The organism is Rhodospirillaceae bacterium, from assembly GCA_040219235.1.
Classification (GTDB): domain Bacteria; phylum Pseudomonadota; class Alphaproteobacteria; order Rhodospirillales; family Rhodospirillaceae; genus WLXB01.
On the sequence record JAVJSV010000011.1, the window covers coordinates 819,211 to 831,355 of the forward strand.

The 12,145-nt window shown below is 50.3% G+C and carries 11 protein-coding genes; 6 read left to right on the forward strand and 5 right to left on the reverse strand.

Annotated elements, in window-relative coordinates:
* The first annotated feature begins 166 nt into the window (after positions 1-166).
* Positions 167-1,636 carry a flagellar protein export ATPase FliI gene (gene fliI, locus RIC29_07840; protein ID MEQ8734820.1) on the forward strand — a complete coding sequence of 490 codons (1,470 nt, stop codon included), beginning with the start codon at positions 167-169 and terminating at the stop codon, positions 1,634-1,636.
* A 10-nt stretch (positions 1,637-1,646) separates the two neighbouring features.
* Entirely contained in the window at positions 1,647-2,084 is a 438-nt protein-coding gene (gene fliJ / locus RIC29_07845) for a flagellar export protein FliJ (protein ID MEQ8734821.1), read from the forward strand.
* Here the strand turns inward: fliJ and RIC29_07850 are convergent.
* Both RIC29_07850 and rsgA read right to left on the reverse strand, forming a co-directional pair.
* The gene (locus RIC29_07850; GenBank protein ID MEQ8734822.1) at positions 2,081-3,295 is read right to left on the reverse strand and encodes a DnaJ domain-containing protein; all 1,215 of its coding nucleotides are present in this window, start codon (positions 3,293-3,295) and stop codon (positions 2,081-2,083) included. The genes fliJ and RIC29_07850 overlap by 4 nt on opposite strands.
* 194 nt (positions 3,296-3,489) lie before the next feature.
* Positions 3,490-4,551 (reverse strand): ribosome small subunit-dependent GTPase A, encoded by a 1,062-nt coding sequence (gene rsgA / locus RIC29_07855; GenBank protein MEQ8734823.1) that lies wholly within the window; start codon positions 4,549-4,551, stop codon positions 3,490-3,492.
* Positions 4,552-5,034: 483 nt separating this feature from the next.
* Here rsgA and RIC29_07860 point away from each other — a divergent pair, with 483 nt between their 5' ends.
* Positions 5,035-5,850: an SDR family NAD(P)-dependent oxidoreductase gene (locus tag RIC29_07860; GenBank protein ID MEQ8734824.1), complete on the forward strand. Its 816-nt coding sequence runs from the start codon at positions 5,035-5,037 to the stop codon at positions 5,848-5,850.
* 76 nt (positions 5,851-5,926) lie between these two features.
* Positions 5,927-6,658 (forward strand): SDR family oxidoreductase, encoded by a 732-nt coding sequence (locus RIC29_07865; GenBank protein ID MEQ8734825.1) that lies wholly within the window; start codon positions 5,927-5,929, stop codon positions 6,656-6,658.
* Positions 6,659-6,682: 24 nt separating this feature from the next.
* On the opposite strand, the gene RIC29_07870 is transcribed toward RIC29_07865, so the two are convergent.
* Complete coding sequence (locus RIC29_07870; GenBank protein ID MEQ8734826.1) at positions 6,683-7,669, reverse strand: DUF1838 family protein; 987 nt, start codon at positions 7,667-7,669, stop codon at positions 6,683-6,685.
* 59 nt (positions 7,670-7,728) lie between these two features.
* Between RIC29_07870 and RIC29_07875 the strand changes: the two genes are divergently transcribed.
* Positions 7,729-8,730, forward strand: coding sequence for a LytTR family DNA-binding domain-containing protein (locus tag RIC29_07875; protein ID MEQ8734827.1), 1,002 nt, complete (start codon positions 7,729-7,731; stop codon positions 8,728-8,730).
* Between the two features lie 39 nt (positions 8,731-8,769).
* A complete protein-coding gene (locus RIC29_07880) occupies positions 8,770-9,255 on the forward strand; it encodes an SgcJ/EcaC family oxidoreductase (GenBank protein MEQ8734828.1) in 486 nt (161 codons plus the stop codon).
* A gap of 82 nt (positions 9,256-9,337) precedes the next feature.
* Here RIC29_07880 and RIC29_07885 read toward each other — a convergent pair whose 3' ends face one another.
* Complete coding sequence (locus tag RIC29_07885; protein MEQ8734829.1) at positions 9,338-10,468, reverse strand: aromatic ring-hydroxylating dioxygenase subunit alpha; 1,131 nt, start codon at positions 10,466-10,468, stop codon at positions 9,338-9,340.
* Between the two features lie 164 nt (positions 10,469-10,632).
* Positions 10,633-12,141: an ABC transporter substrate-binding protein gene (locus RIC29_07890; GenBank protein MEQ8734830.1), complete on the reverse strand. Its 1,509-nt coding sequence runs from the start codon at positions 12,139-12,141 to the stop codon at positions 10,633-10,635.
* Between the last annotated feature and the right edge of the window lie 4 nt (positions 12,142-12,145).

The window sequence follows — 12,145 nt, forward strand, 5'->3', positions numbered from 1 at the left end:
GGAGCGCATCGCGCCCTTTACCCGCCGTTAACAGCCTCTCCTTAGTATGTTGAATAGTGACCTTAGCGTTGGGTTGCGGCCTTGGCCTGTGTGACGGGGACTCGCACATGCTATGACGGGTAGATAATGGCGAAAAACGGCCAGTAGCGATGGGACTTAGAGTGCGGTGACGGTAGATATCTCAACACTAATCAACGATTTGGGCCGTCTTTCGGTGCATCGCGTTTTCGGGCGCGTCTCCGCAGTCCAGGGCCTATTGATCGAAGTCTCAGGTGTTCAGGGCAACTTATCTGTTGGCGACAGGTGCAATATCATCACGCGTGATAATCGTCGTGTTGTCTGTGAGGTTGTCGGCTTCCGGGATGACCGCGCCCTACTGATGCCTTTTGGAGCTCTTGAAGGTGTTGGTCTAGGGTGCCGCGCTGAAATTGGTGAGAGCCAGCCTGCAATTTTCCCTGAAGATGCCTGGCTTGGGCGTGTGATCAACGCAATGGGGCGCCCCGTTGATGAGAAAGGCGCACTGCCATCAGGTGCAAACCCTTATCCGATTAAGAATTCACCGCCACCCGCTCACACCCGCAAACGCATTGGCTCAAAAGTCGATATGGGGATTCGGTCACTCAACACATTTACAACCTGTTGTCATGGACAGCGTATGGGTATTTTCGCGGGTTCTGGTGTTGGCAAATCGACGGTTTTGTCCATGATGGCCCGCTATACCAACGCTGATGTGACTGTTGTAGGTCTGGTTGGTGAACGTGGTCGTGAGGCCAGAGAGTTTATTGAAGACGATCTTGGCCCAGACGGACTTGCGCGGTCTGTCGTTGTTGTCGCGACATCTGACGAACCGCCTTTGATGCGCCGTCAAGCTGCTTATGTAACGCTAGCTATCGCGGAATACTTTCGCGATCAGGGTAAGAACGTCCTCTGTCTCATGGACTCCGTAACTCGTTTTTCAATGGCCCAGCGCGAAATAAGTCTTTCGGCCGGGGAGCCCCCCGCGGCCAAGGGGTATACGCCCAGTGTTTTTGCTGAGCTTCCAAAACTGCTCGAGCGCGCGGGGCCGGGCCGTAAAAAAACGGGTAACATCACTGGATTGTTTACGGTTCTCGTCGAAGGTGATGATCATAACGAGCCCATTTCAGATGCGGTGCGTGGTATTTTAGATGGCCATATTGTGCTGAACCGGGCCATTGCAGAGCGTGGCAGGTACCCGGCCATTGACGTTCTTAGATCGATTTCCAGAACCATGCCAGGGTGCAATACGGATGATCAAAATGAACTTCTCAAACGCGCCCGGAAATATATTTCAGCGTATGAGGATATGGCCGAATTGATTCGGCTTGGTGCGTATCGCCGAGGGTCAAACCCTGAAGTTGATGAGGCGATGTTCTATTATCCACGTATTGAAGACTTTATGCGACAGACGAAAGACGATCACTCCGACCTTGAGACGTGTTATCGCCTTCTTGAGGAAGCTTTGACACCGCCAGATGAGCTTGGTGCTGTAACTGATAAAGCGGCCCCCCCCGCTTCAGCTCCAAAACCAATATCTGTTACCGGGCCAGGGCCTGATCTGAACAATCCATCCAACGCAAAGGGGGCTTCTAAGACGTCACCCCAGGCGGCGGAGTAGGTAGCGCACAATGCCGCAAAGTGATCTTGAAACGTTAATTCGCTTGAGAAAATTTGAAGTTGATGAGCGTCAGAGAGCCATGGCTTTATTGCTGCGTCAGGAAGAGGCTGTCCTGAGCGGCATCGATGCGCTGCACCAAGAGAAAGAAAACGAGAAATCTTTCATGGCAAGCGCAGGCCTTCTCGAAGGATCTACATTTGCACCCTATCTCAAGCATTGGGAAACGCGGCACGAGCAGTTTCTGCAAGTTCTAGTCCAGGTGCGTGAACAAATAGAAGCGGCTCGTGATGAATTGTCAGAAGCCTACCGTCGCCTTAAAACTTTTGAAATCACACAAGAGCAGCGTGACGAAGCAGAGGCGCTGGAGGAAAACCGCCTTGAGCAAATCGAGCTTGATGAAATGGGGCTAGAGTTGCATCGTCGAGAGCTAAATGTGCATGTGCTCTAAGGCATTGTAGAGACGGCCCGCAACGGCACAAAGCCGTCAGTTCCGTCAGGTGCGACGACGCGCACCCAAGACCCGCCTGGACTCACCTCGGTCACGAGCAGGTTCGTGCCTTTCGCAAGTATGATCAGAACCTGATAATCCTGTCCCGGGCCGGTTCGAAGGTTCAAGGCATCCGTTGTAACAGAAACATTCGCACCAATGCGCACCGAAGGTCCACTGATGAATGTGCCAATTCGCCCGGCAGCCTCCTTTGTCCAATTCGTTAGAGATGTCGGTGCACTCATTGTGGCGGTTACACTAAGCCAAACAATAAATACGATCAGTGGCATGAGTTGGGCAATTGGAGCCCACCCCGGTTTATCCCAACGGGTCTTTAATTGTTTTGCCCTATGTGCGGAAAGCGAGAGCAGAAGAGTATCCACCTCTCGTCGTAGTGTTGGTGTGCTGGCATAAGTCAGCGCTTGTTCGGCGGTGCCGCGCGCAAGGGGCAAGTCTCCGCGTTCTTGGAAGGCTTTCGCCTGATGCACCAGTAAACGCGTATTGCGATCAGCAGGTTTGCGACCACCTCGAACATTATTCAATAAGGCCTTGATGGTTTCTTTTGGCCCATTTGGAATGGCCCACCAACCTGTTAACCAGGTCACAATACTTGCCTTCAAAGCCGCCCGATCGGCGCAGGTTCTACAAAACACACCAGATACAGTTTTCTTTTTTACAGAGCGACCCTGTCCCGCCACCATATCAAACTCTACATAACGCGGCTGTGCTGTCACTTTCCCACATTGGCACAGTTCTGGTTTGAGACTAGACGATGCGCGTGTTGAATTCTGAGCGTGCGATGTTTGATTGTTAGTCTGTGTTTCTTTTTGATTAGGTTTCGACTTGGTGTCTTGCTTGGCCTTGGGTTCAGTTTTTGTCTGAGCTTGTGCCTGTGCTTTTGCGTGTGATTTAGAATTTGGGCCAGAATCTGTTTGTCCCGTCTTTGTTGACCGAGTTTTATCGTAGGCCGCGCGCTTATCAATGTCAGACAGCACATTGTAGGCTTCTGTCAGGCGCTGAAACTGTTTGGCAGCAAGAGGCGAGGGATTAATATCTGGATGTAACCGTTTTGCTTTGCCACGGTAAGCACTCTTGATGCTATCCGCGTCCGCATTTTCGGAGACACCAAGCATTGCGTAGTAACCTTTAGGGTCGTGGCTAAGATCACCCACCACATTGCTCCGCTGTGTCTAGTGGTCTGAAAGAGGACGTGCGTACACCTGAGTCACGCCATAGATTTGGAGAGAAGATACTTTCTCAGATACCTTTTATTAGTGCCGAAAATGCCTTGGCAATGCAAAGAAAGAGTTAAGAACGCCTCAGTGCCATCATCACATTGGCGCGACTCCAAGTATTTTTGTTAATGTTATTCTTTTCCAGTGAATTTGCGATACTGCTTTACGCCCTTTATGAGCTTGCTGAATTTTTTGTCTTTGGAACGGCGCTCCGCAACGCTTTCTGTATTTCGAGCATCTTCCGCCGAAAGTTTTTGAAACCGCAACAGCCGATGTTCATCGAGATCACCACGACTAACAGCTTCTTTAACGGCACAACCTGGTTCAGCAAGATGTGAGCAATCAGAGAACCGGCACTGCTCGGCAAAATCAAAAATATCTCCGAAGACCTGCCCCAAGCCCTGTTCAACGTCTGCGAGTTGTAGTTCGCGCATGCCTGGCGTATCCAGCACCCACCCTCCCGAGGGGAGGTGGTGCAGAGAGCGGCCAGTTGTGGTGTGTCGTCCTTTTGCATCATCATCACGAATACTGCGTGTCGCTTGCACTGTTTCGCCAGACAGTGTGTTTAATATTGTTGATTTGCCTACGCCGGATGACCCGACAACGGCGATGGTCTGGCCGGTCACACACCAAGGTTTCAGTTTTTCGACAGACTCTTGAGATCTTGCGTCGATCACTTCAACGAATGAAACGCTGCCAAGTCTGGAGGCTTCTTCAATGTAAGGTCTGACGTCTTCACAGAGGTCAGCTTTGGTTAATACAATAACAGGGGTGACGCCAGCCTCTCCAGCCAACACAAGGTAACGTTCTAGGCGGGCGGTGTTGAAGTCTTGATTGCAAGAGGACACGATGAACAATGTGTCAACGTTTGCAGCAATCAACTGGGTGCGCCTGTCGTGTCCAGGTGCCTTGCGTTTGAAAATACTGGTCCGCATCAGAAGCCTTTCGAGCGTACCCGTGTTGTCAGCGTTAAGATTAATAAGCACCCAATCCCCGACGGTCGGGATGTTGTCGTCTGTCATATCTGTATTGGGTAGAGAGAGGCGTAGTTCACCCGCCGTGCTGAGCACATCTACTGCGCCGCGGTGCGCAGCGATCACGCGCGCAGCCTTAAGGGTTTCCATATCTTCGATAGAAAGTTGAGATTGGAAGAAGGTAGACCAACCAAGGTCAGTCAGTGTCGGATTCATCATTGTTCAATGTCTCGATTTTTGTGCGGTATACACATTCAAATGTGTAACAGCAGCGTAATCCTTCAGGCAGACCCAACACCCGGAAATCCGGTGATTCGGCATACCTACGGCAGCGCTGATCGAGACTTGCCCCTTAAGTTTGGGGTGTCGCTGACGATCTGGTTGCGACGTTTCGATCAGTGGAGGATGAAACAATGGCTTGCACAAAATGCTCCGCTTGAAATGAGCTATCTGTTTAGGCTTATACGCACATGCAATCAAGCTGCGTCGCTCTGGTAATGTATGATTTGTGCTCTAGAAAGAGTTTGAACATACAGGTGTTCACGCCTTTGTCGCTCAGCAATCATTACCTTTGTCTTATAAATTTGGTCTTTGAGGTCGATTATAGGCTCCGGTTTTATAAGTTGAAATCTCTGTTAATTAGGGTTTTGGCTCGGTTCTGGAGTAAGCTTATTAAGCAAAGAATGGCTGAGGTGAACACATATGGCCTTTAAGGTATTTGGCAGCGTGGCTCTGGTCACAGGCGCCAACCAGGGAATTGGCAAAGGGTTTGTCGAAGTACTTTTAGAACGCGGCGCTGCTAAGGTTTATGCAACAGCGCGGCGGCCAGAAACGCTTGACGGACTAAAGGCTTTGGATCCTAAGCGTGTGGCACCGCTCCGGCTTGATATTACTAATCCAGGTCTTAGAGCTGCGGTAAGCACGCAGTCGTTGGATGTCACACTGCTGATCAACAATGCTGGAATTCCTGGCAATCCCGCCGAGCCGGAAGAGCGACGCATTCTCTCGGCAAGTAAGCTAGACGACGCTAAACGCGTGATGGATACAAATATGTGGTCCCAGGCTGAGATGTGCCGACTTTATGCGAAGCGACTCATTGAAAATGCTAAATCGTCTGGGTCAGAAAGTGGCATTATCAATATCATTTCCATTGGGGCTTTGTTCTGTCTGCCCGAATATATGAGTTATTCCATAGCCAAGGCGGCGTATGCTGCCATGACGGCGGGGGTGCGTGCTGAACTGCATCGCGACCCGGTCCAGGTGGCGGGTGTTTTTACAGGTGCTGTTGATACGCGTTCTGCTGGTAAGGGGGATTATCCAAAGACCTCGCCGATGGAACATGCCCATGAAGTGCTGGATGCAATGGAGGCCGGTGAGACCTCCATTTTTGCGGCTAAGATGGCAACAGACATTCGTGATCAAATACACGATGACCCAACAGCCTTCGAGGCACAGGTTATTGAGCGCTTTTATACCAATCCGATTTCAGTCGATCCGGGAGACTATGCCAATGGTTAGATTTGCAAGATTAAAGCTCATTAGAGTTGCGTGCACAGCGCTATTTCTTGCGATCACTGCTTCGGGTGCGCAAAGCATGTCTGCCGCCGCACAGCAACCAACGGTGCTCGTGACCGGCTCTAACCGCGGGATAGGTCTGGAATTTGTCAGGCAATATGCTGAGAAAGGGTGGCAGGTCATCGCGACAACCAGGCGGCCTGCGCAGGCCGATGACTTGCAGCGCTTGGCCAAAGCACACAGCAATATTGCAATTGAACTTTTAGACGTGGCCGACGGTGACCATCTGGCCACCCTTGCAAAAAAGTATAGGGGTCAACCTATTGATGTTTTAATTAATAACGCGGGGGTGTCTGGCGACTTTCAAGGTCCGGGGCAGAGCTTCGGGACCTTAGATTACACTACAGTTGATACCTTTATGAGCGTCAACGCGATTGGTCCTCTGCGTGTTACAGAGGCGTTTTACGAAAACATTAAGGCGGGTCAGCAGAAGAAGGTTGTCGCCATTACGGCGCTGCTGGGCGTACATAGTTTTAAGTATGGAAACTTTGATGGAGCGTATTGGTACAAAGTGAGCAAGGCAGCGATGAATGCAGCCATGTATAATCTAGCGCGCGAGGTCCTTAAAGACGGTGTTACTGTTGCACTTATTACACCAGGGGAAGTTGCTGTCGAGAAGGTTGAAAACCCTGGGCCCGAATTTATCTCGCCACAAGTTTCTATCAGCGGGATGATTGATGTGATCGCTGCGCTAACACCTGATGATGCAGGCGCCATCATTCGTTACAACGGCAAGCGCTATCAGTTCTAGAGCAATCTGCGACAATCAAGGCGTTTAGGCGTCGGGATTGGCAGTCATGCGATCCGGATGCTCAGACTCCAATCTGGCTTTGTACATTGGTGGCAGGTCCTTGATCGTGTTTAGTTTGGCACCAGAGGCATGCCAAATGACGTGCCCGGGTTGATCACCCATCTCCATCCAATCAGGCCAGGGCGAGAAAAACGTCGCAGAAAAAGTCGCTGGTATTTTTCGCACTTCTGGGTCGATGAAATGGTCTCTTCGGGCAAAATTGGTTTGTCGCTGTTTACGTGGTGGCGGTAAGCCCGGTGGATAGACGGTCTCGTTGTGAAGCCACACATAATCTCCGGCGGCAGTCCACCATAACTTCAGTGGTTTATCTTCAATTTTATCTGCTGCCCAGGATGGTTCGACACCATCAACTGTATATAGAAACCCTCGTCCAGGTCGTCCGCCTTGCACGGCTGCAGGAACCTCTAAGGTTTTTCCGGTATAAGGGTTCTTCATGGTCCGCAGCCAGCCCCCTGTTTCGACATCAGTCATGAAAGAAACGGTATTTCCAGTGAACCAGTACCGCCCTTCTTCTAACTTTTTGGCCCAATACATCTCCATGCCCTGAAATGTCATAAGGGGGCGAGGGGCTTCTTCTCCGATAACGGCGAAAATTGTGCCGTTATAGTACCAGGGGCAATCTTCAGGATCGAGACTGGCTGACATTCTCAAAAGATTGCACAGATTACCTGAAGGCGATGTGACGTCCGGCAGATCGGCTGCTTGTGCTGTGTTTGGGAGATTTGCTGTTAATCCTGCAAATCCCATGAGTCCAAACCCTGTAAGTGTTTGCCGCCGTGAGAAAGGAGTTTTCATTTTGACCTTCTTAACGCTGAGTTCCGTCAGACTATAACGCCTGAGAGTAACATCGCAGGTGCGAATGTCGTCAGTCCCAGGAACTCGTCGCAAAATGGCCGCCATTGTCGCGAGTGGGTCTTCAGTAGCCGCGAGGTATCTAACCTTCCTACGCATTGACTCACTGGCGTGACACCATAAGAATCCTTTTCACTAACGTATTTTGGATCAAACCAGTGGATAACGGCAGTGGAATCGGTCTTGTGGCGCAGTCAGCTATAAAAGATAGATTTAAAGCGCTTGGGAATGTCGCTTTTCCATTTATGTCCGGGCGGCAGATCGTAACATTTTACGTTCTCGTGCCGGTTTCAATTGGCGCAATTCTGGGCTGGTACCGGGCTGGTTATACGGCTGAGTATCCAATTGCGGTCTCGCTTTTTGAGTGGATTGCGAATTTCTTTGCTCTTTGGGTCGCCTTTGATTTGGGATCCCGGCTGACAGCTTTTTTAATGCGGCCATGGACTCCACCGCTTTGGTTGATCTTGATTCTTGGTGGGCTCGCAGGAGTTGCGGTCAGTCGTCCGTTGCGCAGTTTCATACGTGATATGGCAGGCCATTTATCGCCAGGGATCAGAACTGACATTGGTTTTCCGCCTGACTTGATTTGGCAAGAGTTTGTGTTTGCGTATTTAGGTGTCATTACTGTGCCCATTATGATTTGGGTGCTCGTAAATTATGTGTTCCACGAGGCCCTCCACCTACCTCGATACGGCTGTCATGGTCAGAAAAAGACACTAATGCCAGACCCTATTCCCGTCGGCACTGAGTTTACGCAAAGGAACACGAATGCTGATCAGCGTCCTTTGCCCCTCAACGTGCATCCTCCAGAGTTTATGAAGCGTTTAACTGCGGGGACGGATGCTGAGATAATAGCCTTGCAGGCAGAAGACCATTACTTGCGTGTTTTTGCAGGAGATAAGAATGAACTGATCCGCTACCGGTTTTCTGACGCGATAGACGAAGTCCATGGGCTGCCCGGTTTGCAAGTGCATCGGTCATTTTGGGTCAGCACGGTAGCCATAGAAAGTATAAGACGTGCTGGGCGGTCCTATGAGATTAAAATGACGAGCGGTCTTTCTGTGCCTGTGAGTCGCTCGTACCGTTACGCCCTTAAAGATGCAGGTCTACTGGACAAGTTTTTGGGTCGGGTTTCTAACAACGAGATGGTGGCTGACTAATCGCTACCAGTCTTATTGACACCGTAAGGAGACTGCACGATGCGAATAAAGATGTTTTTACTCACGATACTGTTTGGGTTCTCAATTTCTCAGACTGTTGTTGCTGATCCTATCTCAGATCAGGAAGTGCGCAGCATGATTGAGGGATTGCGAGTCGCTTCTTTAGAGCAAGATGCAGATGCCATGGTTGAGTTCTTCCATCCTGACCTCATTATGGCGCATCCAGGGCAAGAGCTTCAGCGTGGCCGGGATACGATCGAAGCCGCCATGCGGACGACAGTTGAGCAGTATTCCAAAAATCTAACGATTGAGATTGTGGATCTGGAAACCTACGGCGATCGGGGGCACCTCATGGTGCAGTCCTGGCATGACATTAAGGATATGAAGACGGGTAACAGGACGTTTGTCCCAATACGTGCTTTTATCCTCGTGCGTCGCAATGACGAGGGGCGCTGGCAGATTTATAGAGACTTTGATCATGTGCCGCATCAGGGGTTTATCGATAAATTTTTGGTGTCTGAGTAGGCGAAAAATAGCCCCCAGGCCATGGGTCTAGGGGCTTAAATTTTTGCTGTAAAATAGAAAAAGTGATGTGCTTTAAAGTTGGTTATTCAGCAGCCGCCTTAGCTGAAGCTTTTGGCGCAACAGTCGGTACCGCTTCAATGGTCCAACCCTTGGTCTTGCGTCGCGCTGGGCTCGGGATTGCAAATGCTTTTTCCTCACGCAGCTGGTCCACTTTAGCCGTATCAATGCGCCATCCTTGGCTTTCCCATTTGGCAATGAATTCGCGGTAGCGGTTCACCACATTATCAGCTTTAACCAGAACTTCTTCTGTCGAGGACTGTGGTGTGTAGAACGGTTCAATACGCTCGATCACAACCTTATCCTGCATCATCACGGCTGAATTGCGTTCATTAATCGTCTCATCCATTTCAGCATCGGTCCTGAAATTTCGCGCCTGAAGGAAGAAGCGCTTCAACGTTTTCTCATCAACGGGAGTAGAGAAGCCATACTGGTGGGCCCAAGCAAATGGGCTGAAGTGTAGTTTTGTCCAAGCGCTTGAGGGGCCGTGGTTGCCGGCTCCAGCTTCCATTTGGCCTTCGCCTTTTAGCCCTTTCATCTTAGAGTCTGGGAGGTCGGGTGACTCAAAAACTGTCATTGTGCCGCATCCCCACTGTTCTTCGATAAGCTTTAGGTCTGGGACATAATAGTCGTCACGGTCTCCTTGATATCCCATTGAAGGGTGTACGAATTCCGTATGTGCAGGGTCCAAGGTGTTCTCGACAGCACGTTGATAGTTTGCTGTCCACTCATAGACTTGCGTGGTGACGCGCCAACCTTCTTGGTCAAATTCTGGAATATCCATAATCGGGGGGCGTTCTGCTTCTGGCAGATCGCCAAGAAATGCGAAAACAAGGCCGTACTTTTCTTGTGTGGGGTAGCTGTCGACTTTCGCTCGAGCAGGAATTTTTCCATCAGCTCCGAGAGAGGGGATTTTAGTGCAAACACCATCGGCTCCTTTGAATTGCCAGCCGTGATAAGGGCACTCGATAGCATCCCCTTTAACTTTGCCATGCGCGAGAGAGGCCCCGCGGTGAACACATACGTTTGACAGGCAATGCACTTGGCCTGCGGAGTCACGGAAAACGACGAAATCAAAGCCAAGCATTTTTATGTGAACTGGTTCTTCTTTGACGTTTTCGCTCAAGTCAGCCACGTACCAGAAATTCATAAACATAGGTATGCCCTTTAGCTTGTTTGCGCTAGCCTAGCCCGAGAACTGCGTTAATTTGATCTAAGCGTTATTAAGCTTATGTCTTAGTGAACTGGCCAACCAATCAAAAGGCTGATTAAAGGCCTGACCGCCTTTTGGCTAACTCTCACGACAGATAGGGTTTTATGTCAATTTAAGATTATGTCTTCGAAAGCAATATAACCGAAGGTCTGATCGTATCCGTACGTTCTCGGGCTTAAACCAACAAACCCAATATTTTCATGGAGAAAAATGCTTGGCGCCTGTGTGTGGTAATGGCGCATCACTTGTTGGCGCAGATCTAGGGCCGTGTCCGGGTCTGTTTCAGTCCAGGCGGCTTCAATGGTGGGTTGAATACTTCGGTCACAAAACCAAGGATCTGCTTTACGGCACGAATGAATGTTAGTCATCTGGATGGCATCCAGTATGGGGTAAGATCCCCACTGCAACGTAAACGAATCTGTTTCAATGCGACCCCGCACGAAGTCCATTAGGAATCGCATGACGGGACTCTGTTGAATGTCAACGTTCACGCCGATCCGGTTTAAATCGTCCGCCACGCGCTGCACAATAAGAGCCCCATTGGTGCCGCCGCCAGACGTCAGTAAGGTCATATCAAAGCCGTTTGGATAACCGGCTTCGGTGAGCAGGTTGCGCGCTAAGTCGGGGTCATATGCGTAAGGCTCTATGTTTGGATCAAACCCGTAGGCAGACCTGACTGCAGGCTGGCTAGAAACAACAGTTAATCCGCCGAGCAGAACATCAACAATCGTTTGTTTGTCGACAGCATGATTCAACGCTTGTCGCACCCGTAGATCATTGAGGGGCGTTTCTTTGCCCTCTTCAAATTGCAACATAATTGAAAACGCTGCTCCGTCTTTAACCGATGCAATACTGCCCCCAATGCTTTTAAGAACAGAAAAGTCTTCGGGTGTTGTTTGATAGGCGGCATCTAGCCCACCGGATAGAATCGCTTGAATGCGGGATGAGGCATCGGGCAAGACGATGAAATCTACGCCATCAATTTTCATGGGCCGCCAGCTTAACGGATTGGCATGGGTGATCGCGCGTCCCGGTTCCCAAGCCTCAACAATGAGAGGGCCAGTGCCGACGGGTGTTAAGGAAAACTGCTCTACCCCCATATCTTGCCAGGCTTTTGGATCGACGATTAAAAGGACAGAGGCGTATCTGGGTAGCATCGGTACGGGGGTTAGCGTTTTGATTTCAACAATCGTCGGAGTAATGGCGATTGCTTTGTCCAGGAAGTGGAAGTCCCGTCTTAACCCTTCGGTTTGTGGCCCCGAACCTGCGAGATAGTTACAGGTGAAGGCGACCGCATCTGAATTGAAGGGTTCGCCGTTTGAGAACACAACGTCATTTCGAAGGGTGAATCGCCATGTCAGTGGGTCGAGCAATTCCCATTGTGTCGCTAACCAGGGTTCAACTTCACCGTCTTTGGTGAGGCGGGTTAGGCCATCAAACACACCGCCAGTGAGTAGTATGCTAGGGGTTTGTATGTTGGAGAAAGCGTTGCCTTTCTCGGTAGGAAGCCCGCCGATTCCAATTCTGAGAATTTTTGAATTGTTAGCTTGTGCGTGAGCTGGGGCTATCGTTGTTGCGGCGAGTGAACTCAAAAGTGTCCGGCGCGCTATTTTCATTGTC

What these genes read in the sequence shown, in the direction of transcription:
- fliJ (MEQ8734821.1), top strand. Translation starts at nt 1,647, where the DNA reads ATGCCGCAAAGTGATCTTGAAACGTTAATTCGCTTGAGAAAATTTGAA.
- rsgA (MEQ8734823.1), bottom strand. Translation starts at nt 4,551, where the DNA reads ATGATGAATCCGACACTGACTGACCTTGGTTGGTCTACCTTCTTCCAA.
- RIC29_07860 (MEQ8734824.1), top strand. Translation starts at nt 5,035, where the DNA reads ATGGCCTTTAAGGTATTTGGCAGCGTGGCTCTGGTCACAGGCGCCAAC.
- RIC29_07865 (MEQ8734825.1), top strand. Translation starts at nt 5,927, where the DNA reads ATGTCTGCCGCCGCACAGCAACCAACGGTGCTCGTGACCGGCTCTAAC.
- RIC29_07870 (MEQ8734826.1), bottom strand. Translation starts at nt 7,669, where the DNA reads ATGCGTAGGAAGGTTAGATACCTCGCGGCTACTGAAGACCCACTCGCG.
- RIC29_07880 (MEQ8734828.1), top strand. Translation starts at nt 8,770, where the DNA reads ATGCGAATAAAGATGTTTTTACTCACGATACTGTTTGGGTTCTCAATT.
- RIC29_07885 (MEQ8734829.1), bottom strand. Translation starts at nt 10,468, where the DNA reads ATGTTTATGAATTTCTGGTACGTGGCTGACTTGAGCGAAAACGTCAAA.
- RIC29_07890 (MEQ8734830.1), bottom strand. Translation starts at nt 12,141, where the DNA reads ATGAAAATAGCGCGCCGGACACTTTTGAGTTCACTCGCCGCAACAACG.